At 55.3% G+C, this 23773-nt stretch carries 24 protein-coding genes and 1 pseudogene; 4 read left to right on the forward strand and 21 right to left on the reverse strand.

Annotation, left to right across the window (positions count from 1 at the left end):
- Positions 1–158 precede the first annotated feature (158 nt).
- From mdtP to yjcS, 5 genes are all read right to left on the reverse strand, one after another.
- Positions 159–1625, reverse strand: a complete 1467-nt coding sequence (gene mdtP, locus QUE74_RS25245) for a multidrug efflux transporter outer membrane subunit MdtP (RefSeq protein WP_000610545.1) — start codon at positions 1623–1625, stop codon at positions 159–161.
- Entirely contained in the window at positions 1622–3673 is a 2052-nt protein-coding gene (mdtO, locus tag QUE74_RS25250; RefSeq protein ID WP_001275163.1) for a multidrug efflux transporter permease subunit MdtO, read from the reverse strand. The genes mdtP and mdtO overlap by 4 nt, the downstream gene beginning before the upstream one ends.
- A complete protein-coding gene (gene mdtN, locus QUE74_RS25255) occupies positions 3673–4704 on the reverse strand; it encodes a multidrug efflux transporter periplasmic adaptor subunit MdtN (protein ID WP_000446358.1) in 1032 nt (343 codons plus the stop codon). Before mdtN ends, mdtO begins: the two co-directional genes overlap by 1 nt.
- 18 nt (positions 4705–4722) lie before the next feature.
- Positions 4723–4998, reverse strand: coding sequence for a YtcA family lipoprotein (locus tag QUE74_RS25260; protein ID WP_001355085.1), 276 nt, complete (start codon positions 4996–4998; stop codon positions 4723–4725).
- Between the two features lie 208 nt (positions 4999–5206).
- Entirely contained in the window at positions 5207–7192 is a 1986-nt protein-coding gene (gene yjcS / locus QUE74_RS25265) for an alkyl sulfatase YjcS (protein ID WP_001355086.1), read from the reverse strand.
- 252 nt (positions 7193–7444) lie between these two features.
- On the opposite strand from yjcS, the pseudogene QUE74_RS25270 reads away from it, so the two are divergent.
- Both QUE74_RS25270 and yjdP read left to right on the forward strand, forming a co-directional pair.
- Positions 7445–7762, forward strand: a pseudogene (locus QUE74_RS25270) (RpiB/LacA/LacB family sugar-phosphate isomerase).
- A 68-nt stretch (positions 7763–7830) separates the two neighbouring features.
- The gene (gene yjdP, locus QUE74_RS25275) at positions 7831–8160 is read left to right on the forward strand and encodes a DDRRRQL repeat protein YjdP (protein ID WP_000819725.1); all 330 of its coding nucleotides are present in this window, start codon (positions 7831–7833) and stop codon (positions 8158–8160) included.
- A gap of 34 nt (positions 8161–8194) precedes the next feature.
- Here yjdP and phnP read toward each other — a convergent pair whose 3' ends face one another.
- The 16 genes from phnP to QUE74_RS25355 form a co-directional block, all read right to left on the reverse strand.
- On the reverse strand, positions 8195–8953 hold the full coding sequence (gene phnP / locus QUE74_RS25280) for a phosphonate metabolism protein PhnP (RefSeq protein ID WP_000059914.1): 759 nt from the start codon (positions 8951–8953) through the stop codon (positions 8195–8197).
- 1 nt (position 8954) lies between these two features.
- Positions 8955–9389, reverse strand: coding sequence for an aminoalkylphosphonate N-acetyltransferase (gene phnO / locus QUE74_RS25285; protein WP_001110490.1), 435 nt, complete (start codon positions 9387–9389; stop codon positions 8955–8957).
- Complete coding sequence (gene phnN / locus QUE74_RS25290; protein WP_000145986.1) at positions 9376–9933, reverse strand: ribose 1,5-bisphosphokinase; 558 nt, start codon at positions 9931–9933, stop codon at positions 9376–9378. Before phnN ends, phnO begins: the two co-directional genes overlap by 14 nt.
- Positions 9933–11069: an alpha-D-ribose 1-methylphosphonate 5-triphosphate diphosphatase gene (gene phnM / locus QUE74_RS25295; RefSeq protein WP_000586293.1), complete on the reverse strand. Its 1137-nt coding sequence runs from the start codon at positions 11067–11069 to the stop codon at positions 9933–9935. Before phnM ends, phnN begins: the two co-directional genes overlap by 1 nt.
- Positions 11066–11746, reverse strand: a complete 681-nt coding sequence (gene phnL, locus QUE74_RS25300; protein ID WP_000611432.1) for a phosphonate C-P lyase system protein PhnL — start codon at positions 11744–11746, stop codon at positions 11066–11068. The genes phnM and phnL overlap by 4 nt, the downstream gene beginning before the upstream one ends.
- Before the next feature lie 177 nt (positions 11747–11923).
- Positions 11924–12682 (reverse strand): phosphonate C-P lyase system protein PhnK, encoded by a 759-nt coding sequence (phnK, locus tag QUE74_RS25305; RefSeq protein ID WP_001075519.1) that lies wholly within the window; start codon positions 12680–12682, stop codon positions 11924–11926.
- Positions 12679–13524, reverse strand: a complete 846-nt coding sequence (gene phnJ, locus QUE74_RS25310) for an alpha-D-ribose 1-methylphosphonate 5-phosphate C-P-lyase PhnJ (RefSeq protein ID WP_000002286.1) — start codon at positions 13522–13524, stop codon at positions 12679–12681. Before phnJ ends, phnK begins: the two co-directional genes overlap by 4 nt.
- The gene (gene phnI, locus QUE74_RS25315; RefSeq protein WP_001355088.1) at positions 13517–14581 is read right to left on the reverse strand and encodes an alpha-D-ribose 1-methylphosphonate 5-triphosphate synthase subunit PhnI; all 1065 of its coding nucleotides are present in this window, start codon (positions 14579–14581) and stop codon (positions 13517–13519) included. Before phnI ends, phnJ begins: the two co-directional genes overlap by 8 nt.
- Positions 14581–15165 (reverse strand): phosphonate C-P lyase system protein PhnH, encoded by a 585-nt coding sequence (gene phnH / locus QUE74_RS25320; protein ID WP_000171620.1) that lies wholly within the window; start codon positions 15163–15165, stop codon positions 14581–14583. Before phnH ends, phnI begins: the two co-directional genes overlap by 1 nt.
- Positions 15162–15614, reverse strand: a complete 453-nt coding sequence (phnG, locus tag QUE74_RS25325) for a phosphonate C-P lyase system protein PhnG (RefSeq protein ID WP_000542801.1) — start codon at positions 15612–15614, stop codon at positions 15162–15164. Before phnG ends, phnH begins: the two co-directional genes overlap by 4 nt.
- Complete coding sequence (gene phnF / locus QUE74_RS25330; RefSeq protein ID WP_001355089.1) at positions 15615–16340, reverse strand: phosphonate metabolism transcriptional regulator PhnF; 726 nt, start codon at positions 16338–16340, stop codon at positions 15615–15617.
- 20 nt (positions 16341–16360) lie between these two features.
- A complete protein-coding gene (phnE, locus tag QUE74_RS25335; RefSeq protein ID WP_001193496.1) occupies positions 16361–17140 on the reverse strand; it encodes a phosphonate ABC transporter, permease protein PhnE in 780 nt (259 codons plus the stop codon).
- A gap of 126 nt (positions 17141–17266) precedes the next feature.
- Positions 17267–18283: a phosphonate ABC transporter substrate-binding protein gene (gene phnD / locus QUE74_RS25340; RefSeq protein WP_000991974.1), complete on the reverse strand. Its 1017-nt coding sequence runs from the start codon at positions 18281–18283 to the stop codon at positions 17267–17269.
- 24 nt (positions 18284–18307) lie between these two features.
- Positions 18308–19096 (reverse strand): phosphonate ABC transporter ATP-binding protein, encoded by a 789-nt coding sequence (gene phnC, locus QUE74_RS25345; protein WP_001193403.1) that lies wholly within the window; start codon positions 19094–19096, stop codon positions 18308–18310.
- Between the two features lie 132 nt (positions 19097–19228).
- Positions 19229–19672 carry a VOC family metalloprotein YjdN gene (yjdN, locus tag QUE74_RS25350; protein WP_001131334.1) on the reverse strand — a complete coding sequence of 148 codons (444 nt, stop codon included), beginning with the start codon at positions 19670–19672 and terminating at the stop codon, positions 19229–19231.
- A 239-nt stretch (positions 19673–19911) separates the two neighbouring features.
- Positions 19912–20247, reverse strand: a complete 336-nt coding sequence (locus QUE74_RS25355) for a zinc ribbon domain-containing protein YjdM (RefSeq protein WP_001300891.1) — start codon at positions 20245–20247, stop codon at positions 19912–19914.
- A 401-nt stretch (positions 20248–20648) separates the two neighbouring features.
- Between QUE74_RS25355 and crfC the strand changes: the two genes are divergently transcribed.
- Both crfC and QUE74_RS25365 read left to right on the forward strand, forming a co-directional pair.
- Complete coding sequence (gene crfC / locus QUE74_RS25360) at positions 20649–22877, forward strand: clamp-binding protein CrfC (protein WP_000288598.1); 2229 nt, start codon at positions 20649–20651, stop codon at positions 22875–22877.
- On the forward strand, positions 22874–23752 hold the full coding sequence (locus QUE74_RS25365) for a diguanylate cyclase regulator RdcB family protein (protein WP_000169138.1): 879 nt from the start codon (positions 22874–22876) through the stop codon (positions 23750–23752). Before crfC ends, QUE74_RS25365 begins: the two co-directional genes overlap by 4 nt.
- Positions 23753–23773 lie beyond the last annotated feature (21 nt).

Below are 23773 nucleotides of genomic sequence, written 5' to 3' on the forward strand. Positions count from 1 at the left end.
TCGACTACAGTATGCATCTTTTATGCCACATTTTATTTGGGGGCATTCCCTGATATTACGGGCACTATTTATTCAAAACTCTGACGAAAAACAGGCTGTCGTCAGTTTTGACGTGACGAAACGAAATACCGCGTGACAGCCATCACGCGGCTGACATTTTATTTTTTCTCGACGACGGGAGCCGCCTGATACCCGCCACCCAGCGATTTCATCAACTGAATGCTTTGGATCACCCGGCGGCTGTCCAGCATCAGTAATGACATCTCTTCGGCAAGCACCGGCAACTGGGCTTCGGTGGCCTGTAAGCGACTGGTTAAGCCGCGTTGGTAGGCGGCGTCGGCAGCGCGCTGGGTGAAGCGCGTTGCTTCTACGCGTTCTGCCTGCATCTCCCGCTCGTCGTTGAGCGTTTGCAGACGCGTGCCGTTGACTGCAACGTCGCGCACCGCATTTAGCACTGACTGGTTGTAACGTTCAATCATCATGTTGCTGGCGGCGCGAGTGCCTTCGAGATTGGCATTCAACCGTCCACCGTCAAACAGCGGCAATTTCAGACCTGGGATAAAGTTGAACTGGCGACTGGTTTTTTTGAATAAGGTATCCAGGTGGATAGAATCCAGGCCGAAAAACGCTTTGATATCAAAGCTCGGATAGAACAGCGCCCGCGCGGAATCCACCTGATCTAATGACGCCTGAACATACCAGCGCATGGCTTGCAGATCCGGGCGTCTGGCGAGCAACTCATAAGAGAGTGTCGCTGGAATGCCGGTCTGGACTTGCGGTAATGCCACCGGTTTGATCTCCGGCATATCGCTGGCTCCTGCGCCAATCAATGCACGCAGAGATTCTCGCGTTTCGGTGATTTGCCCTTTAACGGCAGCAATTTGTTTATCGACCGCCAGAATCTGTGCCCGCGCGCCGTGGAAAGGCACTTGCGCTTCCAGACCGTGCGCCACTTTACTCTGGTGCGCTTTCACCGCGTAATCAATCACATCGCGTGTTTGTTCTAACAGATCGAGCATCTGATAGCTGGCCTGCATACTGTAATAAAGCTGCGCTACGCCCGTGGTCAGCGATAGCTCTACTGCTGCGGTTTCTGCCAGCGCTGCATTATGCGCGCCAATGGCGGCGGCAACCGCTGAGCGATGCACACCCCACAAATCAAGATCCAGTCCGGCAAACAAACCGACTGTGGCTTCCGTATAGTACGGCCCGTCCATACCCAGTGCTGGCGCATCCATAGCATAAGGGCTTAAAAAGCCGTTCGTCGAGACACGTTGGCGGTTTAGCATCCCTAACGCTGCCACCTGTAATTGTGAACCGGCATCTAACAAATCCGCCTGCGACTGCGCTTTTTCTTCCCGCAGTTTCGCTTCGGCGAGGGTATGTGAACCACTTAGCGTCCGTTGGATCAGCGCATCCAACTGCGGATCATTGAGTTGTTTCCACCACTGCGCCTGTGGCCAGCCGGAGCTGGCGAGATGAAAATCATCGGCCAGTTTGATTTGTTCCGGTTTGAGCTGTTGATGCGGGGCAGAATCCTTACGTACCAGGGCACAGCCCGAAATCAGCGTCGTGCTGCCGAGAATGCTGCATAACAGCAGGCGTGAAAGTTGACGATTGATCATTGCGTGGCTCCTTGTGCCTGTTCCGTGGCGGGCGTTAATGCCGGGGCAGTCCAGTCTGGCAAGCGGGCAAAAAGCTGGCAGACGTATTGCTCCTGTTTTAATAAGGTCGGCAGGATGGCCTGCGAGGCGGGTGTCTCTTCAAGTGTAATTTGAGGAGAACGGCTGAGTGCGCTTGCCAGGCCGGCGGCGTATTTCTCCAGTGCGTCGGCAAACAGGCCTGCTCTGTCCGGCTGTAGTGCGTTATCCAGCGCCTGCGCCGAGTTCCAGGTTGCATCCCAGGCGTGAAGAATATCGCGGCCCTGACGAATAACCGTTTGCGAACGTTCAATCAGTAAAGCGCGTTCTTCGCTGTCCAGTTGACGCTCCAGCGCCACGCGTTGGCACATCTGTTCACAGGCATTAAACGCCGCATGCAGACCTATACGAATTTGCAGATAAGTGCGCAGAGCCGTGACTTCCTGCTGGCGTGGGATCCGCATTACTTTACTCAACATACCCAGCGCGCCAGCCAGTTTTTGCGGCAGTGTGCGCGCTTCACTTTCAGGCCAGACAAAGGTGTAAATCACCGCGGACACCACGGTACCAATGATGATACCCAGGGCGCGATCGCGAATTTCCACCAGGTCGTACACCGGGCCAAAAACGTTTTCGAGCGTGGCGAGCGCGAAGGTGACCACCATCTGTGTGCCGATATAAGAAGAGCGTTCAGAGCTGGTGGCAATCCATGCGCCCAACAGGAAAATCGGTGCCAGCACAAATAGCAATTCGACAATATTGTCCAGCCAGGGCATGACCAGTAGCGTGAATAACAGCGCCAGAATTGCGCCGCAAAAAGCCCCGCCAAAACGCAACACCATCTTCTGGTACGACGAACCGACATTGGGGTTAGCGACGATCACGCAGGTCAGCATACAGGTGTGAATGCCTTCCCAGTCCACGCCGCTGTAGAAGGTGTAACAGATCAAACAGGCGAGCAGCGTTTTTACCGCGTAGCGCATATAGTCTGGATTGGTAAAAGCATCGGCGACCATTGATGGCGGTTTGGCGGCGGGCGTTGGCGGTGTATTCGGGTCCATCTGACCCAGTTGCAACAATGTCTGGCAGATATTCTCCAGGTTACATTCCCGTGCCGCCATCGCTTCACTTTCAGTGATCCGCCAGTCGCTTTGCCAGCACTGACCTTCGGCAATGGCATGCTGCAGTTTGTTGATTTCTGAGGCTAATTTTTGCCGAAATTCAATAATTGCCTGAGAATCAGCAAAAGAGGTGGGATCGTAGCGATTCAGCGTCGAGTAAATGTAGGTTACCGTTGCCACGCAGCTTTGCCACCATGCGCTCTGAGTTCGCCAGTTGGCATCGTCCGCGAGGCAAAAGACATTGAGTTTTTGCAGCGCCAGCGCCTCTCTTTCAATCCGCGTTTCGGGTAGCGGTGCGAGGCTGTCCGTCAGGTGGCTAATGGCATCATCAAGCCGATCATTAAGCACCTGATGCATCTGCGTGATAGCGCGGCTGGGAAACCACAGCACGCCGATTAACGTCATCAATAACGTCGGGTAGAGGCCGACAACGATACACCACAGCGTTAAGCGCACGACCACTTCCGGATAGTCGAGCATGGCGGGGAATGTTTGCCCGTAAATGGCGACAATGGCGACGGCGAAAAAAACCAGCCCCAACCGATGGGTGCGCATCAAAAACATACAGCCCATCAGGATCGGTCCGGCAATGATCAATCGGATCAACGGTTCGCCATATGACCATTTGTAGATCAAAAACAGGCTGGCGATTTCCAGCATCGTGGCGACCACAAACAAGATCGCGACAAATTTGGTGTAAAACGCGTTCGACTGAATACCGTAAAACAGCACTGCCAGTGATAACGCCACAAAAGGGATCTCAAAAGTCATCGAGATCAGAATCACCAGCAAGCAGCCTACCCAGAGTTGCATAGTCTGCGGCACGCGGCCTGGTCGCCGCTCGCTTAACTCTTCATGAAAGAACGCCAGCAGCCTGACCACCGGTAATGGCAGGGAGTTGAGCGCGCTCATTATTGCGGCTCAAGATTAGCGACTGCCGAAGCGCCGATGCGGAACATTTCCGGGTCAGGTTTTTCAACCATGATTTTGACCGGAAAACGCTGGGCAACGCGGACCCAGTTAATAGAACGAGACACTTTCGGCAGGCCGCCCAGCACCAGGCCGCCGTCATCCGGTAGCACGCCGTAGCCAATCGAATCCACTTTACCTGCGAAGGTTTTGCCGCTGTCGCTCATCAGGCGAATCGTTGCGGGTGTACCCGAGCGAATATTTTTCAGATCGGTTTCGCGGAAGTTGGCGATCACGTACCAGTGACGGGTGTCGATTAGGGTGAAAATAGGGCGCATGGCAGAAGCAAATTGCCCGACGGAGGTTTTGAGGGAAATGACCCGGCCATCAAACGGCGCGCGAACGGTCGCCATTTCCAGATGCAGTTTCGTCAACGCAATATCCGCTTCCACTGCCGCACGTTGCGCCACCAGCGCATCCACGCCGCTGACGGCGCTGGCGGCTGACTGCGCCTGCAACAATACGGCGTTAAGATCGGCTTCTGCGGCGCGCTGCGCCGTTCTTGCACGGTCAACGTCTTCCGCTGAGACGAAACCTTCTTTCAGTAATGGCTCGGTGCGGCGTAATGTATCACTGGCCTGTTTCGCGGCGGCACGGGCTTTTTCTACCGTGGCATTAACCGAGTCGGCACCAAACTGTTGTGCGTCAACGCTACGCTGGGTGAGCATAATTTGCTTATCCAGCGCCGCGAGGGAGGCTTCGGCTTTCGCCAGATTGGCTTCGTACGGGCGCGGGTCGATGCGGAACAGCAAATCGCCCTGTTTCACCGCCTGGTTGTCGGTGACCGCCAGTTCTACAATGCGACCGCTGACTTCCGGCACCACATCAATGGTATCTGCTGACGCGTAGGCGTCATTAGTTGATGGCGCACTGTCTACGCGCCAGATAACGAAAACAAGGGCAACCAGCGCCAACGCAACCACTAACAGAGCAGGGAATTTACTGCGAGGAGCTTTTTTCGGCGTACTTTCCATGAGCGCGTCTCAAATAGATTAGAAAAATGCCAGCCAGAACAGCATGGCGTAGAGAGCAAAAAGGGCGGTATAAATAATTCCGACAAATGCCAGATTGATATTTGCCCGCTGAATAATTCGCCTCGTGATGAGCGTCAAAATAAGGCTGGCAATGGCGCAGAAAAACCAGCTGGGATAATAAGCGCCGATCACCGGGATTGCCGGAGATAATGAGCATCCCGAAACCATGGAGACGGGAATTATCCAGGCTGTGTTTTTGAGTTGCATCGCCATGCGAGAGAGAACTGTTGGCATATTAAATACATCCTGTCTGCTGCGAACAATATCTGTAGTGAATATCAATATCCATTGAAGGCGTCAGTATGGCTATTTTCTCGATGAATAAAAATAGCTTTATTCAGCCACCGCATTCATAACTTATATATTTTATGTATTAATTGGTTGTATGTATTTTTAAAATAAATACTTTTGGGGGCTTAAGCGCCCCCAAAAGTGAGTGGCATTAATTTGGGGTTACGATATTCACCCACAAATCGAAATTATCCAGACAGGCAATAATTTCTTCCAGTTTCGCGCCATTGCCAATAATTTTGGCTTTCTTCGCTTTTACCAGATCCGCCATTTTGGCTTGTCCGGTCAGCACGGCGTGAAGATCTTCACGGCTGATGTAGAAAGAGGCGTTGGCTTCAGGTTGCAGCGTTTTACGGTAGTTAAGCACGCTATCGTTCAGCGTCAGGTTGAGGTTATCGCCGTTGCTCATATTGAAGTTCAGGCTGATATTCTTACCTGCGGCTTTCGCGCTATCGAGGCGAACGGCCATAAAGTCGAACAGCATTTCGACCGACATCCCGCGAATGGTGTCCGGAGAACCGGTGGTGCCGTGGCTGAACTTATGCACCCCTTCGCGCAGCTCTTTTGCGCCGGTCAGGTAGAAACCGCGCCAGGTGGCGGACTCGGCCTGATAGCCCAGCTGTTCAAAGTTATTCGCTTGCAGATTCTTCGCGACCTGGTCACCCGGGTTGGCGGCAATCACCTGTTTCAGCAGTTCTGCCGACCAGCGATAATCACCTTGCTTGTTCGCTTCTTTCGCCAGGTTAATAACGCGGGCAGAACCGCCCAGAGCTTGCACGTAACGTTTACCCATCTCCACCTGACCATACGGATGCAGGTTAGCCGGGTTACCGTCGTAATAGCCAAGATAGAAGTTATACACCGCGCGGGCGTTGTGGCTGACAGAACCGTAATAGCCGCGGCTGGCCCAGTTATTGGCAAGCGCAGGTGGCAGCTTAATCATGTCGCCAATTTCATTCATGGTGTAACCCTGGTTCGCCAGGTGCAGGGTCTGGTCGTGAATGTATTTGATAGTATCGCGATATTTACCAATATAATCATTGATATGCTTATTGCCCCAGACCGGCCAGGTGTGTGGCATAAACAGTACTTCCGCGTCGTTACCCCACATATCCAGCGTTTCGTTCAGATACTCTGTCCACTTGCTGGTATCGCGGGTTTTCGCGCCGCGCAGGGTGTAGAAGTTGTGCAGGGTATGCGTGGCGTTTTCGGCGGTACACAGGGCTTTCAGGGCCGGAATATAGAAGTGCATTTCGGCTGGCGCTTCGCTACCCGGAGTCATCAGGAAGTCAAATTCCAGGCCGTCGATAATCATCTTCTCGCCAGTTCTGACAATCGTTTTGGTTGGCGCAATAATGCTCGGGTCGCCCGTTGCCAGCGTCACGCCCAGGCCGTTGCCCACGTTGCCTTGCGCGTTATGCGGCAGTAACAGACCGTAAGAGTAGAGCGCACGGCGGCTCATGATGTTACCCGCCAGCACGTTTTCGCTGATGGCTTCGTCCATAAAGCCTGCCGGAGCGATCACTTGCACTTTGCCAGATTTAACATCCGCTTCAGAGATAATGCCTTTCACACCGCCATAATGGTCGGCGTGGCTGTGGGTGTAAATCACAGCAACAATCGGTTTTTGCGGACGATGCTGGAAGTAAAGGTCAAGTGCGGCTTTTGCGGCAGGCGGCGTTACCAGTGGGTCGATAACAATAATGCCTTTCTCGCCCTCAACGAATGTAATGTTAGAGATATCCTGGCCGCGTACCTGATACATTTTATCGGTGACTTTGAACAGGCCAGAAATGCCGTTGATCTGCGACTGACGCCACAGGCTGGGGTTTACGGTTTCCGGCGCAGCGGCATTAATATCAAATTTGTAATCATCCGCGCGGTAGTAAACTTTGCCATTCGCATCGCGCAGAATACCTTCATCCAGCAGCGGGGCGATAAATCCGCGCTGGGCATCGTCAAAGTCCTGACGATCGCTAAACGGTAATGATTTTGCGTAATGCTGATTAACCTGCTGGGTATATTGAGTCGCGGCTTTCGCTTCATCTGTTGCGTGAGCGGTATTTACCATCATGCCGCTGGCGGCAGTTAACGCAATAACAATCCTGCTCAAACGGAATAACCGAGAGTTATTCATATAAATCTCCATTTATCATTTATGTCGTAAATATGTAATCCATGCAAAATACGTCATTTAAAGCTGGCGTTATCATAATTGGGAATTTGCGACTTTAATAAGTGGAAGTGTGAGCGGAACGAGCCATTTTATTAGGCATTTGTGCTGAAGAGGGAAAAGTACGCGAATTCATTATCTCTGTAAATAATATGAGGTGTTTTATATATTTATTATATATATTGTACTTCGGCAAATACTGAGCACAATTAATCAATGCAACCGGTGTTTCTTATTAAAAAACGTACCGGAGCAATGGGCGGTCATGTCGCTGGCACCGCAGGATTCTGCGTTGCTGTGCCAGCCTTTTATTCATAGTCAATGAGTGAGGGGATTGATAAAGAAACCAGGTCGTCAGAGCGCACTGATTATCCGCATTACGCCAGTGAAGTTGCACTGGCTTTTGGTTCACGAGTGGTTGGCCTCGAACTGGCAAAAATGATTGTGGATGCGTGGCTGGGCGCGCAGTACGAAGGCGGTCGTCATCAACAACGCGTGGAGGCGATTACGGCAATAGAGCAGCGGAAAAATTGAGATTCATCCACTACTTGCATGGATGAGTAATGACTAATGTGGATAGAGTTTCTTTTTGAGGTTGGCTAATGAAACGTTTTCCGCTATTTATTTTATTCACCCTGCTCACGCTGTCCACCGTTCCGGCCCAGGCCGATATTATCGACGACACCATTGGCAATATTCAGCAGGCGATTAACGATGCTTATAACCCTGACCGTGGGCGAGACTATGAAGATTCGCGCGACGACGGCTGGCAGCGTGAAGTGAACGACGATCGGCGCAGACAATATGACGATCGCCGCCGCCAGTTTGAAGATCGCCGCAAGCAGCTGGACGATCGCCAGCGCCAGCTGGATCAGGAGCGTCGGCAGCTAGAAGATGAAGAGCGGAGAATGGAAGATGAGTATGGGCGGTGATGTTGAGTCTAGAGCAGGCATCGCCCCTCACCCATCACTCCACCCCAATCTCCATCCCATCAAACCCCGCCTCAACCCCCGATGGCAGCGTATTTTCCATCAGCCACGCATCAAACTGGTGGCTGATGTGCGTCAGAATCACGCGCGGTGAACGGATAATCTCATTCAGCGCCAGCACGGTGTTTAAATCGCAGTGATTACGCGGCACATCCTCGCGCGGCGGATGGCTGCAATCAATCACCATCACCTGCGGATGATTATTGAGTAAAAATTTCAGCGTGTTTTCTGGCAGGCCCGCGGTGTCAGACAGCCACGCCACCCGATTGTGCGCCGTTTCCAGTAAATAGCCGAAAGTGAGTTTCGAATGGTTAAGCGGTAGCGGCGTCACCTGCAATCCCTGCAAATCAAACACCACAAATGGCTCCACCGTGTGGCTGAAATCAAGCAGGCCCGGATGTTTAAACAGATCGTCGCAGCCCTGTTCATCCGGCGGGCCGTAGACCGGGATCGAATCGCCCACGCCCCAGCGCAGCGGAAACAGCCCCTGCACGTGATCCATATGGTAGTGCGTCAGCAAAAACTGCTGGAACGATCCGGGCGACCAGCGATCGGCGAGATCGTGCAGCCCGGCGTCGATCAGGGTGATCGCGTCGTTAAACTTCACGACGCCGCTGCATGGCTGGCGGCGATACTGCGGTGAGCGCCGCGCTCTGGCGCAGGCCGCGCACTCACAGCCCCATGCGGGAACACCCTGTGCGCCGCCAGTGCCAGTAAGTGTGAGGGTCAGGCTCATGTTACAGCGCCTTGGTGAAGCGGAAGTGGCTCTGCTCGTAGCCTTCGCGCAGATAGAAACGGTGCGCGTCGTGGCGCTTGACGTTGGTGGAAAGCTCGGTCATTTCGGCCCCGGCCTGGCGGGCTTCTTCTTCGGCCCATGCCAGTAATTTACTGCCGACGTTCAGACCGCGCGCCTGCGGCATCACCACCAGTTCCTGAATTTCGCCGATCCAGTTGACATGATGCAGATGAAACTGCAAATGCAGGCCGATCATGCCGACAACTTCGCCATCCAGCAGCGCCAGATGGTAGCGCATGTTCGGGTCGCGCAGATTGGCGTTAAAGCCCACGCGAAACGCGTGGTGGTCAAACTCCGCCTGTTTTAGCTCACAAATCAGCGCGTAAACTGCGTCGGTGTCGTACTGCGTAGCCGGGCGAAGCTCACAAGCAGGCATGGTGTTTCTCCTTCAGATCAATCAGCGTCAGCAGCTTGTCGACCGACTGGCGCAGGCTGCCGTCATTATTGAGCGTAAGACAATCCTGAGGAGTATAGCGGGCAGCGCGCGCCAGCCGGGCGTTAATTTCACTGGCATTTTCACGACCACGGTTTTCCAGGCGCTGGCGCAGGATCTCTGGCGAAACCTGTAAACAAACGGGCAGCAGCGCCGATTGATAGCGCGCCCGCGCCTGCGGTAGATGGGCGCGTGAGCCGTTGACCACCACGTCAAATCCAGCGTGCAGCCAGAGGTCAATCTCGACGCCGATGCCATAATACAGGCCGTTGGCGTGCCAGCTTAAGGCCAGAAGGTTCTGCCCCGCGCGGGTAAAAAACTCCTGCTCGCTCAGGGCGATATGGTTTTCACTTCCGGCGCTGGCGGCGCGCGTGATGTAGCGATGCGCTACCAGTAGCTGAGTTTGTTCCCGCTGGCGGAGTTCCGTCAACAGACTGTCTTTTCCGGAGCCAGAGGCCCCCATTAACCAAATCAGTTTTCCCGTCATCAGAACACCCTTTTACCCTGACGCCAGACGTGATCGATATGAATGTGGTTGCCCTTGCGATGCGCCAGCACCAGGTCGGCGCGTTTGCCCTCGCCAATCACCCCGCGATCCTGAAGATTAAGCGCCTGCGCCGGATTTTTAGTCACCAGCTTCACCGCCTGCGGCAGCGTAAAGCGGTTGCTCTCGTCATCGGCGACGCGGAATGCCGCATCGAGCAGGCTGGCGGGGTAGTAGTCGGAAGAGAGGATATCCAGCAGACCAAGCTGTGCCAGTTCACTGGCCGCCACGTTGCCGGAGTGCGAACCGCCGCGCACAATATTCGGCGCGCCCATCAATACATTCATGCCATGCTTGCGCGAAGCTTCCGCCGCTTCGAACGTGGTGGGAAATTCGGCGATTACGCTGCCAAGCTGGTGGGATTCGGCAACGTGCGCGTGCGTGGCGTCATCGTGGCTGGCGAGGGCAATTTGTCGCGCGCGGCACATTGCGGCGATGGTTTCGCGATTCGGCTGCGACCAGCGTGCGGCAAGCGCCAGTTGTTCCTCTTCGTACTGCTGCATCTGCGCATCGGTGAGCGAGTATTTGCCCTGGTAATATTCGCGATACTTCTCGCGATTGGCGAACTGGCGCTGGCCCGGTGAGTGGTCCATTAGCGACACCAGCGTGACCGGCTCGCGCTGCACCAGTTTTTCAAACAGCGGCAGCGTAGTGTGATGCGGCAGTTCGCAGCGCAGGTGCAGGCGGTGCTCGGCGCGGTTGACGCCGCGTTTCTGCGTCTCTTCGATGGCGTTGATCATCTTTTCCAGATTCTCCAGCCGATCGCCGCCGTCGCGCACGTCGCCAATCGCCACGGCGTCCAGCACGGTGGTGATGCCGCTCGCCACCATCAGCGCATCGTGGCTGCTCATCGCCGAGTGGGCGGGCCAGTCCACTTTCGGGCGCGGGGTGAAGAATTTATCCAGATTATCGGTATGCAGCTCAATCAGTCCCGGCAGCAGCCAGCCACCTTCGCCGTCCATCGCTTCTGGCAGGCGGCTCTGGCTTTCGGCAAAGGCGCGAATTTCGCCGTCCTGCACCTCCAGCGAACCGTGTACCACTTCGTTTTCCAGCACCAGTTTGACGTTATTGATAATCATGCAGAGGCTCCCATTGGGTGCAGGCGGTCGGCGACGTCATTGCGTACGGCTTCGTCGTGGAAGATGCCGACGATGGCTGCGCCGCGGGTTTTAGCTTCGCGGATCAGTTCCACCACCGCGGCGCTGTTTTTGGCGTCCAGCGAGGCAGTAGGTTCGTCGAGCAGCAGAATGGGGTAATCGATGATAAAGCCGCGCGCGATGTTGACGCGCTGCTGTTCGCCGCCGGAGAAGGTCGATGGCGCCAGGTGCCACAGACGTTCCGGCACGTTCAGGCGGGTGAGCAGACGCGCGGCTTTAGCGGCGCAGGCATCACGCGAAACGCCGGTATCGAGCAGCGGCTGCATCACCACTTCCAGTGCCGAAATACGCGGGATGACGCGCAGAAACTGGCTTACCCAGCCGACAGTGGTTTTGCGGATTTCCACCACTTTGCGCGTTGGCGCGGTGACCAGGTCTACCCATTCGTCACCGTGTTTGATCTGGATTTGCCCTTCGTCGGGCAGATAGTTGGCGTACAGCGAGCGTAGCAGAGTTGATTTGCCGCTGCCGGAGTGACCGTGGAGCACCACGCATTCGCCCGCGTTGACGGTGAGCGAGGCGCGTTGTAAGACGGGCAGGCGCACGCCGTTTTGCTGGTGCAGGATGAAGGTTTTACTGACGTTTTGTACGTTAATCATTTTTCGCCTCGTGGTTCGCATGTTTGGGAGCGGTGCGCACATTGCCCCTCACCCTAACCCTCTCCCCAAAGGGGCGAGGGGACCGCTTGTGCACGGTGTTGAATATTGCGCCGGTTTTCTCCCTCTCCCTCCGGGAGAGGGCCGGGGTGAGGGGATCAGTGCGCAAAGTGTTGCAACTCAATTCTGCAAAACCGATGACACCAGCAACTGGGTATACGGATGATGCGGGTCGTCGAGTACGCGGTCGGTTAACCCACTCTCCACCACCTGCCCCTGCTTCATCACCAGCAAACGGTCCGCCAGCAGGCGGGCGACGCCTAAATCATGGGTGACAATCACCACCGCCAGATTCAGCTCCACCACCAGACCGCGCAGCAGATCGAGCAGGCGCGCCTGTACCGATACATCCAGCCCGCCGGTCGGTTCATCCATAAACACCAGCTTCGGATGCGTCACCAGGTTGCGGGCAATCTGCAAACGCTGCTGCATACCGCCGGAAAAAGTGGTCGGCAGGTCGTCGATACGGTTGGAGGGAATCTCCACCTCCTCCAGCCACTTCTGCGCGGTGGCGCGAATATCGCCGTAATGACGCGCCCCGGTCGCCATCAGCCGTTCGCCGATATTGCCGCCTGCTGACACCTGACGGCGCAGGCCGTCGAGCGGATGCTGATGCACCACGCCCCATTCGGTGCGCAGCAGGCGACGGCGGTCGGCCTCGCTCATGCCATAGAGGGAACGGTTTTCATAGTGAATCTCCCCCTGTTGCGGTGTCAGACGGGCGGAGATTGATTTCAGCAGCGTGGTCTTCCCGGAACCGGATTCCCCGACAATGCCCAGCACTTCCCCCGGCCATAAATCAAAAGAGACATCGCTGAAGCCTTTGCCCGGCGCGTAAAGGTGGGTCAGGTTATTGACCGAAAGTAACGGTTGATTCATTGGCTTCTCGCCTCGCTCTGTTGGCGGCAATAATCGGTATCGGAGCAGACAAACATGCGGTTTCCGGCGTCATCCAGCACCACTTCATCGAGATAGCTGTGGGTCGATCCGCAGATGGCGCAGGGTTCATCCCACTGCTGAACGGTGAACGGATGATCGTCGAAATCGAGGCTTTCCACGCGGGTAAACGGCGGCACCGCATAAATACGCTTCTCACGCCCCGCGCCGAACAGTTGCAGGGCGGGCATCATGTCCATTTTCGGGTTATCAAATTTCGGGATCGGCGATGGGTCCATGACGTAGCGTCCGTTCACCTTCACCGGATAGGCGTAGGTGGTGGCGATATGACCGAAGCGGGCGATATCTTCATACAGTTTCACCTGCATCACGCCGTACTCCTCCAGCGCGTGCATGGTGCGGGTCTCCGTTTCGCGCGGCTCGATAAAGCGCAGCGGTTCCGGGATCGGCACCTGGAAGATAATGATCTGATCTTCGGTCAGCGGCGTTTCGGGGATGCGGTGGCGCGTCTGGATAAGCGTCGCATCATCCGTACGTTCAGTGGTGTTTACCCCGGTCACGCGCTTGAAAAAGTTGCGAATTGATACGGCGTTGGTGGTGTCATCCGCGCCCTGGTCAATCACCTTCAACACGTCGCTTTCGCCAATCACACTGGCGGTAAGCTGTATGCCGCCGGTTCCCCAGCCGTATGGCATCGGCATCTCGCGCCCGCCAAACGGCACCTGATAACCGGGGATCGCCACCGCTTTTAAGATGGCGCGGCGGATCATACGTTTGGTCTGCTCGTCGAGGTACGCAAAGTTGTAGCCGCTCAGATTAGCCATGGTTCTGCTCCTGTTGCAGACGTTTGAGTAGCTCCAGCTCGGCCTGGAAATCGACGTAGTGCGGGAGTTTGAGGTGCGAGACAAAGCCTGCGGCTTCGACGTTGTCGGCATGCGCCAGCACGAACTCTTCATCCTGCGCCGGGCCTGTCGCGTGCTCGCCGTACTCCGGGGCTTGTAGAGCGCGGTCAACCAGCGCCATTGCCATCGCTTTGCGCTCGCTCATGCCAAACACCAGCCCGTAGCCGCGCGTGAAGTGCGGCGGCTCATCCGGCTGGTCGATAAAACCGTTAACCATTTCACACTCGGTCATCAGCAGTTCACCGACGTTCACCGCAAATCCCAGCTCTTCCGGCACAATAGACACGTCGATATAGCCACTGCGGATTTCGCCTGCGAACGGGTGATTGCGTCCGTAACCACGCTGGGTGGAGTAGGCCAGCGCCAGCAAGTAGCCTTCGTCGCCGCGCATGAGCTGTTGCAGGCGGGAGGCGCGAGAGCAAGGGTAAACCGGCGGTGTACGGGTGATGTCATCCGGCTGTGCGCCGCTATCCTCTTCAAACTTCGCCAGCCCCTGACGCGCCAGCAGGCTGAAAACGTGCGGCGATGGGGCTTGCTCGCTGTCGGTGGTGGTCAGCGTCGGCGCTTCGCCATTCGCCAGCAGGGTGAAATCGAGCAGGCGATGGGTGTAGTCGTAGGTCGGGCCAAGCAGCTGGCCGCCAGGAATGTCTTTATAAACGGCGGAGATACGGCGTTCGAGACGCATCTCGGTGGTGTCGAGCGGCTCGCTTACCGCCAGTTTTGCCAGCGTCGTGCGGTAGGCGCGCAGCAGGAAAATTGCTTCAACGTTATCGCCACTGGCCTGTTTCAGCGCCAGTGCGGCCAGTTCGCGGTCGGCAATGCCGCCTTCGGTCATCACGCGATCCACCGCGAGATTAAGCTGCTGTTCAATCTGGGCGACGCTCAGTTCAGGCAAATCGGTATCGCCCCGGCGTCGGCTCTCTTGCAGGGCGTGGGCGGCGTCGATCGCCTTCTCGCCCCCTTTCACGGCAACGTACATCAGCACACCTCCACATGAGTGGTTCGCGGAATAGCCAGCAGGCGCTCGCCGCAGGTCAGGATCAGGTCGATGCCGAGCGGGAACGGGTGCGGGCGCTCGGTGAGTTCGTGCAGAATGCACTCCGGCAGTTGCGGGGCGATCATCCGTTCTTCGGCAATACCCGCGCCGGTGAGGCGCAGCATGCGTCCGCCGCTCAGGCTGGTGACCTGTAAAATCAACGTCGCACCGGCTTCCGGCGCAACGGCGGTGCCGGTGGAAAGGGCGTTGAGCTGCTCGCTGGCAATCGCCTCATCCGTCACTGCGAAGGTCGCCTGTTCCGGCTGATTGACCAGCGGGGCGTTGGTATGAAAACGCAGGCTCTGGCTGACGATATCGTTACTTAATGGCGCGGAAAGCCACACCGGCGTGTCGTTATCGGCCAGCGTCAGCAGCACGCTGGTGGTGGCGATATTCAGCGGCTGCCAGCCGCGTTTGAGCTGATGCAGGGCGACAATCACGCCCGGCTCGCTCATTGCCTTTAACAGGCGACGAAAACTGTGCTGGGCATCCTGCACGGGAAGCATAAAAGCGGTTTCCAGGGTCATGCGTTGTCTCCGCGAACCATCGTAAAGAAGTCGACCCGACTGGCGTTCACTTCGGCCTGGCGTGCGGCAATGCGTGCCATACGGTCAGCGTCCAGCGGGGCAATAAGGGTTTCTGATAAGTTTTGAAAGTGGCGAGATTGCTGCATCAGCGCGTCAATCAGCGCGCAGCGTTCGGCGTGCTGTTTGTCGCGCCCCAGCACCCAGCTGTAGCCGAGCGTGCCGTCAGTAAGGCGTACAGCGGCGCGGGTGAGCGTAGCGTCGCCAGCAAAAAAGCGTTCGCCGGTGCCACCCATTCGCGCCTGAATCTGTACCAGGCCGGTTTCGGCGGCGCGGATAATGTCATAGTCGGTGGTGATGTTTAGCGCTTTAAGGCGGTTAGCCAGTTCAGCCGGTTGGCTGTGCGCCAGCACGGACATCCAGTGCTGGCGGGTCGCGGTATCTGCGTGCATTCAGTGCTCCATGGTGAATTCAATCATGTCGGCGCGCGTCAGGCTGACGGAGTACTCCGCCGGGCTGCTTTCACCGTCACGGTGGTTAAGGGTGCGCACGCACAGCAGCGGCGACATATTCGGAATTTCAAGACGCTGGCACTCTTTGGCCTGGGCGCGGCGGGCGCTGATCCGCGTCTGGCTGCGGCGCAGCGCAATTCCCGTTTGCTCGTGCAAAAAATCGTGCAGCGAGCCGCTGTCGAAGCGTTGCAGCGTCGGCCAGAGAGTGAGGTCCGCAAAGTAGTGGTCGATTAAACAGAGCGCGACGCCGTTGACCCGGCGCAGGGTGCGCAGGTGGATAACGTTCTCGCCCTCGGTTATCCCCAGCGCGTCAGCGACGTGACCGGAGGCCGGGCGCAGCACGGACAGCAGTTTTTCGCTGGTGGGATGGCTACCCTGATCCAGCAGGTTCTGGCTAAAACGCGCCTGGGCGTTGAGCGGGTAATCGAACGGGCGCATCAGCACCAGTACGCCGATGCCCTGACGGCGCTGTACCCAGCCTTTTTCCACCAGTTGGTCGATGGCACGGCGCAGGGTGTGGCGATTCACCTCAAAGCGCGCTGCCAGTTGCTGCTCGGCGGGAAGATAGTCGCCGCAGCGGTAGTGTTGACGAAGCTCCTGCTCAAGTTTTGCGGCTATCTCCTGATAGCGTGTTGGGTAGCTGGTCGGAGGTGTAGACAAGTGCATAGATATCAATGCCTCGCTTATCAGATAAAGTGCTTACGCAACCGTTGAGAGAGGAAATCCAGCAGGCTGACCGTGACGATAATCAGCACCATCAGGGCGCAGGTTTGCTGGAACTGGAAACCGCGAATCGCTTCCCACAGCGTGACGCCAATTCCGCCAGCGCCGACCATGCCAACAACGGTGGCGGAACGCACGTTGGATTCGAAACGATAGAGTGAGTAGGAAATCAGTAGCGGCATGACCTGCGGCAGCACGCCGTAGAGGATCTCTTCGAGCTTATTGGCACCGGTGGCGCGAATGCCTTCCACCGGGCCGGGTTCAATCGCTTCCACCGCTTCGGAAAGCAGTTTGGAGAGCACGCCGGTGGTGTGGATAAACAGCGCCAGTACGCCAGCGAACGGACCGAGACCGACGGCGACCACGAACAGCATGGCGAAGACCATCTCGTTAATGGCGCGGCAGGCGTCCATCAGGCGGCGAACGGGCTGGTAAACCCACCACGGCACCAGGTTTTCGGCGCTCATCAGGCCGAAGGGGATGGAGAGAACGACTGCCAGCGCAGTGCCCCAGACGGCGATTTGCAGCGTGACGGCCATTTCGGTGAGGTAATCCTGCCACTGGCTGAAATCGGGCGGGAAGAAGTCGGCGGCGAACGTCGCCATGTTGCCGCCGTCTTTAATCAGCGTGAGCGGGGCCATTTCCGCGCCCTGCCACGAGACGACCAGCACGGCGAGAACAATGGCCCAGCTCAGAAGCGAGAACCAGCTGCGCTTGGGTGGGGCGATGGTGATGGTTTGCATGTTTGGCTCCGTTTAATGTTTTCTCCCTCTCCCTGTGGGAGAGGGCCGGGGTGAGGGCATCAGCGTGCGTATTTCCCCCCTCACCCTAACCCTCTCCCTCAAGGGAGAGGGGACCGATCGAGCACATTACTGCACCGCTTTACTCACCGAACTCATCGCGCTTAACGCGTTGTTCAGGCGATCCAGGTCATCCAGTTGCGCCTGTATCTCGGTGGTTTTCGCGAGCTTGTCCTGTTCGTTCAGCCCTTTGTTGTCCTTCACGCTTTGCATCTCTTTAAACAGTGCGAGCTGGCGAATTGGCACCAGTTGCAGGTCGCTGGAGGCGCGGAACGGCGCCCAGCCCAGGCGTTCCAGCACCGCTTTCTCTTCCGGCGTTTTGCCGTAGTTCATAAAGAAGTCGTAGATCTTGTCTTTGGTGGTTTCGGACAGATTTTTGCGCCAGACGATCGGATCGCCTGGGATCAGCGGCGATTTCCAGATCACCTTCAGTTCTTTCAGCTTCTCCGGCGCGGAGGTTTTCAGCTTGTCGAGGTTTTCAGTGTTGTTGGTGGCGACATCCACCTGCTTGTTGGCGACGGCGAGGGCGTTGGTTTCATGCCCGGCGTTGACGGTGCGCTTGAAGTCGCTGGCGGAGATATTGTTTTTGGCGAAGACGTAGTAGCCGGGGACGAGGAAGCCAGAGGTGGAGTTAGGATCGCCATTGCCGAAGGTGAGATCTTTACGCTTGGCCAGCAGATCGTTCAGGTTGTTGATCGGGCTATCTTTGTTGACGATCAACACGCTCCAGTAACCCGGCGATCCATCCGCCGCGACCGTCTGGGCGAAGACCTGACCGTTGGCGCGATCCACCGCTTCCATCGCCGACAGGTTGCCGTACCAGGCGATATCCACTTTGTTGAAGCGCATCCCCTGGATAATGCCCGCGTAGTCCGGAGCAAAGAAGGCGTTGACCTTTACGCCCAGTTTCTTCTCCATATCTTGCAGGAAAGGCGTCCATTGCGGTTTCAGGTTTTGCTGTGATTCCGTTGAAATAATGCCGAAATTCAGCGCCTTTTCCTGCTCTTCGGCGTGCGCCGGGCTGAACAGGGTGCTGAGGCTGAACATGCTGGTGAAGGCCAGCGAGGCAATTATCTTAGCGTTCATTCGTTTTCCTCAATGATGGGGATGTCAGGCAGCTTTCGCGTTCTCTTCGACGCGGTTAATGCTGCGGTAGAGATGGTCAAAACGTTCGTTATCAAACTGTTGGCTGCTGCCGTCGTAGAAGACGTGCCCCTGGCGCAGGGCGACGATGCGTTCGCAGTAGCGCAGGGCGTAATCCACCTGATGCAGCGTGACGACCACGGTAATGCCGTCGTTCTGGTTAATGTCGCGCAGGGTGTCCATCACGATGCGCGCCGATTCCGGGTCCAGCGAGGCGATGGGTTCATCGGCCAGAATCACCTTCGCCTGCTGCATCAGCGCACGGGCAATCGCCACACGCTGCTGCTGTCCGCCGGAGAGGGTGGAAACGCGCTGATGGGCAAAGTGCACCATGCCAACGCGGGTCAGCGCCTGTAACGCGCGCTGTTTCTGCTCGCGGGTGAAGTAGCTAAAACAGGTGCGCCAGAATGGCGTGCTGCCGAGCGCGCCAATCAGCACGTTCTCCAGTACGCTCAGGCGATTCACCAGGTTGAATTGTTGGAAGATGTAGCCGGTGTTGGCGCGGCTTTTGCGGATATCGCGGGCCAGGCGGCCTTCGCGTTGGACTGTGCGGCCCAGCAGCTCGATATGGCTACCGGCAGATTTATCGCCGGTAATCAAACCGCTTAAATGACGTAAAAGGGTGGATTTGCCGGAACCGGACGGCCCAAGCAGAGCCACCATTTCACCGTGATGAATGTTCAGATCAACCGCATGCAGCGCCTGATGCTGATTGAAGGTTTTGGCGAGCTTCTCGACACGGATAATCGTTTGCATGATGCAGCCTCCCTAAAAAAGTGGCTCCATCGTGGCGGATTATCGTGACGATTTTGTTAACTAAAAGTGACTAACAGATGAAGAGTTAACGGGAATTCGATGACAGTGCGGGAGGGCGGGCCTCCCGGCGGGTTAGTGCGTTGGTTGTTGTTTGACGACATTAATCATCCACGGCACGCCAAATTTATCGGTGACTTTGCCGAAGCCATGCGCCCAGAAAGTTTCCTGCCAGGCCATTTCGATTTTTCCGTTAGCAGCAAGGTTATCAAACCAGCGTTTTCCTTCTTCGACCTGTTGCGAATCGAGTACCAGTGTAAAACCGGAGTAGCTGGCTTTTCCTGACGGTATGGCATCGCTCATCATGATATCGCTTCCGGCAATACGCACGTTAGCATGGGCGATAGCGGTATCGGGAAATTGCATACCGGAAGGGCAGTTCTCGGCGCTGTCCTGCGCTGATTTCGGCATTTCGCCGAAGCTGATTTTATAAAGCAGTTCCGCGCCCAACGTGCGTTGATAATAGGCAATCGCATCGGAACAGTTACCAGCAAAAGAGAGGTAGGGACTTAACGGCATGATGGTGACCTCAGTTAAGAGAAGCCAGTTAAGTGTAGTTCGAAAATTATACAGATGAGCGGGGGCTGATAAGACTCGGTAAGCGTCGCATTAGGCACCGTTGCCGGATGGTGCGAGAATTTGTAGGCCTGATAAGACGCGCGAGCGTCGCATCAGGCAGTCGGCACCGTAGCCGGATGCGGCGCGAGCGCCTTATCCGGCCTACCGATCATGTGCCAATATTACATTGAGCAATACAATCAGTTCTTTTTCACAAACTCAGATTTCAGTTTCATCGGACCAAAACCGTCGATTTTGCAATCGATGTTGTGGTCGCCTTCAACCAGGCGAATGTTTTTCACTTTGGTACCGATCTTCAGCATCGAAGAGCTACCTTTCACCTTCAGATCTTTAATGATGGTAACGCTGTCGCCGTCAGCCAGCAGATTGCCGTTAGCATCTTTAACGATCAGCTCGTCGCTTTCCTGTGCAGGTTCTGCGTCGTTCCATTCGTAGGCACATTCCGGGCAGATGTACATGCCGTTATCTTCGTAGGTGTATTCGGAGTTGCATTTTGGGCAGTGTGGTAATGACATGTGGATTTCCTCAAAAGTCAGCAGGGCAAAAGCGCCAAAAAACGGCAGATTGCCGAAAAAGGCCGCAATTATACACAAAATCCCTGAGTTTGTCGGGGGTACTGCTGATTTTAGACGACGATCGTTTTCATTTGAAAGGAAACGCAAAAAGAAAATAATCTTTTTGCCTCCATTTATTATTTAAGATAAGGTTAATGCTCTACTTGTTCTTTTTTTAATTCAAATGATATTTTTATCTTTCTGACGTTTTAAACGTATCGGAAGACGTTATTTATTCTAATAAAAAACAACACTCTAAATATAAAATTATTTCTTGCAGTAATTATAAAAGCCGAAAACAGAACTCAAAAACAATCTGGCTAAATAAAAGTAATAAAATTTGCTTTAAGGAAAAATTTTCTATGTACACACAGACCCTGTATGAGTTAAGTCAGGAGGCTGAACGCCTGTTACAGCTTTCTCGCCAACAGTTGCAGTTACTAGAAAAAATGCCTCTCTCTGTACCCGGAGACGATGCGCCACAACTGGCTTTACCCTGGAGTCAGCCTAATATCGCCGAACGTCACGCGATGCTGAATAATGAGTTGCGTAAAATTTCCCGACTGGAAATGGTGCTGGCAATTGTCGGTACTATGAAAGCAGGGAAATCAACCACCATTAATGCCATTGTTGGTACGGAGGTTCTGCCTAATCGCAATCGCCCAATGACTGCGCTGCCGACGCTTATTCGCCATACGCCCGGGCAAAAAGAACCGGTACTGCATTTTTCACATGTCGCGCCAATCGACTGTTTAATTCAACAATTACAACAGCGCCTGCGTGACTGCGATATTAAGCATCTGACCGATGTGCTGGAAATAGATAAAGATATGCGTGCGCTTATGCAGCGGATCGAAAATGGCGTCGCTTTCGAAAAATATTATCTGGGTGCCCAGCCTATTTTTCATTGTCTGAAAAGTTTGAATGATTTGGTGCGACTGGCGAAGGCGCTGGACGTCGATTTTCCTTTTTCTGCTTACGCCGCCATTGAGCATATTCCCGTGATTGAAGTGGAGTTTGTCCATCTGGCGGGGCTGGAGAGTTATCCCGGTCAGTTGACGTTACTGGATACCCCTGGGCCAAATGAAGCCGGGCAACCGCATCTGCAAAAAATGCTTAACCAGCAGCTGGCTCGCGCCTCGGCGGTACTGGCGGTGCTGGATTATACGCAACTGAAATCGATCTCCGATGAAGAGGTCCGTGAGGCGATTTTGGCGGTGGGGCAATCGGTGCCGCTGTATGTGCTGGTCAATAAGTTCGATCAACAGGATCGTAACAGTGACGACGCCGACCAGGTGCGGGCACTGATTTCCGGGACGCTGATGAAAGGCTGTATTACGCCACAGCAGATATTTCCAGTGTCGTCGATGTGGGGCTACCTGGCGAATCGGGCGCGTAATGAGTTAGCCAACAACGGTAAGTTACCCGCGCCAGAGCAACAACGCTGGGTGGAAGATTTTGCCCATGCCGCGCTCGGCAGGCGCTGGCGTCATGCCGACCTGGCGGACCTCGAACATATTCGTCATGCTGCCGATCAGTTGTGGGAAGATTCGCTGTTCGCCCAGCCAATTCAGGCGTTGCTTCATGCCGCTTACGCTAACGCCTCGTTGTATGCTCTGCGATCTGCCGCGCATAAACTGTTGAATTACGCGCAGCAGGCGCGGGAATACCTGGATTTTCGTGCGCACGGGTTAAACGTCGCTTGTGAACAATTGCGGCAAAATATCCACCAGATCGAAGAAAGTTTGCAGCTATTTCAACTCAATCAGGCTCAGGTGAGCGGCGAGATTAAACATGAAATCGAGCTGGCCCTGACCTCCGCCAACCTCTTTCTGCGTCAACAGCAAGATGCGGTGAATGCCCAGTTAGCCGCGTTGTTTCAGGATGATTCGGGGTCATTAAGCGAGATTCGTACCTGCTGTGAGACACTGTTACAGACGGCGCAGAACACCATCAGTCGCGACTTTACGCTGCGTTTTGCCGAGCTTGAATCCACTCTTTGCCGGGTGTTAACCGATGTTATTCGGCCCATTGAGCAACAAGTCAAAATGGAATTGAGCGAGTCAGGGTTTCGTCCTGGGTTTCATTTTCCTGTTTTTCACGGCGCAGTTCCCCACTTCAACACTCGCCAGCTGTTCAGTGAAGTCATTTCGCGCCAGGACGCAATGGACGAGCAGAGCACGCGTTTAGGCGTTGTGCGTGAGACTTTTTCGCGCTGGTTGAATCAGCCCGACTGGGGACGGGGAAATGAGAAATCCCCGATAGAGACGGTTGATTACAGTGCGTTGCAACGAGCATTAAGCGCAGAAGTCGATCTTTATTGCCAACAAATGGCTAAAGTTCTGGCAGAGCAGGTCGATGAATCTGTTACGGCAGGCATGAATACTTTTTTCGCTGAGTTCGCTTCATGTTTGACGGAATTACAGACGCGTTTATGCGAAAGTCTGGCTCTGCGTCAACAAAATGAATCGGTGGTCAGGCTGATGCAGCAGCAATTGCAGCAGACTGTGATGACTCATGGCTGGATTTACACCGACGCTCAGCTGTTACGCGATGATATTCAAACACTTTTCACGGCAGAACGATATTGACCAAGACGTTACTGGACGGCCCCGGTCGCGTGCTGGAGTCGATTCATTCCCGCTTTTTAGTGGATCTGGCGCAGGGCGATGATGCCCGCCATCCACAAGCCCATCAGCAGCAGTTTCGTGAACGACTGATGCAGGAACTTCTTGCGCGCGTGCAGCTTCAGGCATGGACGAACGGCGGCATGTTAAATGCGCCGCTTAGCCTGCGTCTGACATTGGTGGAAAAACTGGCGTCGATGCTGGATCCCGGTCATCTGGCGCTGACGCAGATCGCGCAGCATCTGGCGCTGCTGCAAAAAATGGATCACCGCCAGCACTCTGCTTTCCCGGAGCTCCCCCAGCAAATTGCCGCCTTGTATGAGTTGTTTTCAGCCCGTTGTCGCTGGAAGGAAAAGGCGTTAACGCAACGAGGATTACTGGTACAGGCCGGTGATCAGAGTGAGCAAATTTTTACCCGCTGGCGTGCTGGTGCGTATAACGCCTGGTCGTTGCCTGGGCGCTGTTTTATCGTTCTGGAGGAACTGCGCTGGGGGGCATTTGGCGATGCCTGCCGTCTAGGAAGCCCGCAAGCGGTGGCGTTGTTGCTGGGTGATTTGCGCGAGAAAGCGACACAACATCTGGCAGAGAGTATTAATGCGGCAACGACCACGCGTCACTATTACCATCAGTGGTTTACCTCTTCAACCGCCCCGACGGGTGGGGATCATGCTGATTTTTTAAGTTGGCTGGGAAAGTGGTCCACGGCAGATAAACAACCCGTTTGCTGGTCAGTGACCCAACGCTGGCAAACTGTCGCGCTGGGGATGCCACGACTCTGTTCAGCGCAGCGTTTGGTGGGGGCAATGGTCGAGGAAATCTTCTCTGTAAATTTGGCGTAAATAATCAGTTACATCAATGAG

The organism is Escherichia sp. 10290 (genome assembly GCF_030295155.1).
GTDB lineage: Bacteria > Pseudomonadota > Gammaproteobacteria > Enterobacterales > Enterobacteriaceae > Escherichia > Escherichia coli_F.

Coding starts and splice junctions, on each gene's coding strand:
- mdtP (WP_000610545.1), bottom strand. CDS start 1,625: ATGATCAATCGTCAACTTTCACGCCTGCTGTTATGCAGCATTCTCGGC.
- mdtO (WP_001275163.1), bottom strand. CDS start 3,673: ATGAGCGCGCTCAACTCCCTGCCATTACCGGTGGTCAGGCTGCTGGCG.
- mdtN (WP_000446358.1), bottom strand. CDS start 4,704: ATGGAAAGTACGCCGAAAAAAGCTCCTCGCAGTAAATTCCCTGCTCTG.
- QUE74_RS25260 (WP_001355085.1), bottom strand. CDS start 4,998: ATGCCAACAGTTCTCTCTCGCATGGCGATGCAACTCAAAAACACAGCC.
- yjcS (WP_001355086.1), bottom strand. CDS start 7,192: ATGAATAACTCTCGGTTATTCCGTTTGAGCAGGATTGTTATTGCGTTA.
- yjdP (WP_000819725.1), top strand. CDS start 7,831: ATGAAACGTTTTCCGCTATTTATTTTATTCACCCTGCTCACGCTGTCC.
- phnP (WP_000059914.1), bottom strand. CDS start 8,953: ATGAGCCTGACCCTCACACTTACTGGCACTGGCGGCGCACAGGGTGTT.
- phnO (WP_001110490.1), bottom strand. CDS start 9,389: ATGCCTGCTTGTGAGCTTCGCCCGGCTACGCAGTACGACACCGACGCA.
- phnN (WP_000145986.1), bottom strand. CDS start 9,933: ATGACGGGAAAACTGATTTGGTTAATGGGGGCCTCTGGCTCCGGAAAA.
- phnM (WP_000586293.1), bottom strand. CDS start 11,069: ATGATTATCAATAACGTCAAACTGGTGCTGGAAAACGAAGTGGTACAC.
- phnL (WP_000611432.1), bottom strand. CDS start 11,746: ATGATTAACGTACAAAACGTCAGTAAAACCTTCATCCTGCACCAGCAA.
- phnK (WP_001075519.1), bottom strand. CDS start 12,682: ATGAATCAACCGTTACTTTCGGTCAATAACCTGACCCACCTTTACGCG.
- phnJ (WP_000002286.1), bottom strand. CDS start 13,524: ATGGCTAATCTGAGCGGCTACAACTTTGCGTACCTCGACGAGCAGACC.
- phnI (WP_001355088.1), bottom strand. CDS start 14,581: ATGTACGTTGCCGTGAAAGGGGGCGAGAAGGCGATCGACGCCGCCCAC.
- phnH (WP_000171620.1), bottom strand. CDS start 15,165: ATGACCCTGGAAACCGCTTTTATGCTTCCCGTGCAGGATGCCCAGCAC.
- phnG (WP_000542801.1), bottom strand. CDS start 15,614: ATGCACGCAGATACCGCGACCCGCCAGCACTGGATGTCCGTGCTGGCG.
- phnF (WP_001355089.1), bottom strand. CDS start 16,340: ATGCACTTGTCTACACCTCCGACCAGCTACCCAACACGCTATCAGGAG.
- phnE (WP_001193496.1), bottom strand. CDS start 17,140: ATGCAAACCATCACCATCGCCCCACCCAAGCGCAGCTGGTTCTCGCTT.
- phnD (WP_000991974.1), bottom strand. CDS start 18,283: ATGAACGCTAAGATAATTGCCTCGCTGGCCTTCACCAGCATGTTCAGC.
- phnC (WP_001193403.1), bottom strand. CDS start 19,096: ATGCAAACGATTATCCGTGTCGAGAAGCTCGCCAAAACCTTCAATCAG.
- yjdN (WP_001131334.1), bottom strand. CDS start 19,672: ATGCCGTTAAGTCCCTACCTCTCTTTTGCTGGTAACTGTTCCGATGCG.
- QUE74_RS25355 (WP_001300891.1), bottom strand. CDS start 20,247: ATGTCATTACCACACTGCCCAAAATGCAACTCCGAATACACCTACGAA.
- crfC (WP_000288598.1), top strand. CDS start 20,649: ATGTACACACAGACCCTGTATGAGTTAAGTCAGGAGGCTGAACGCCTG.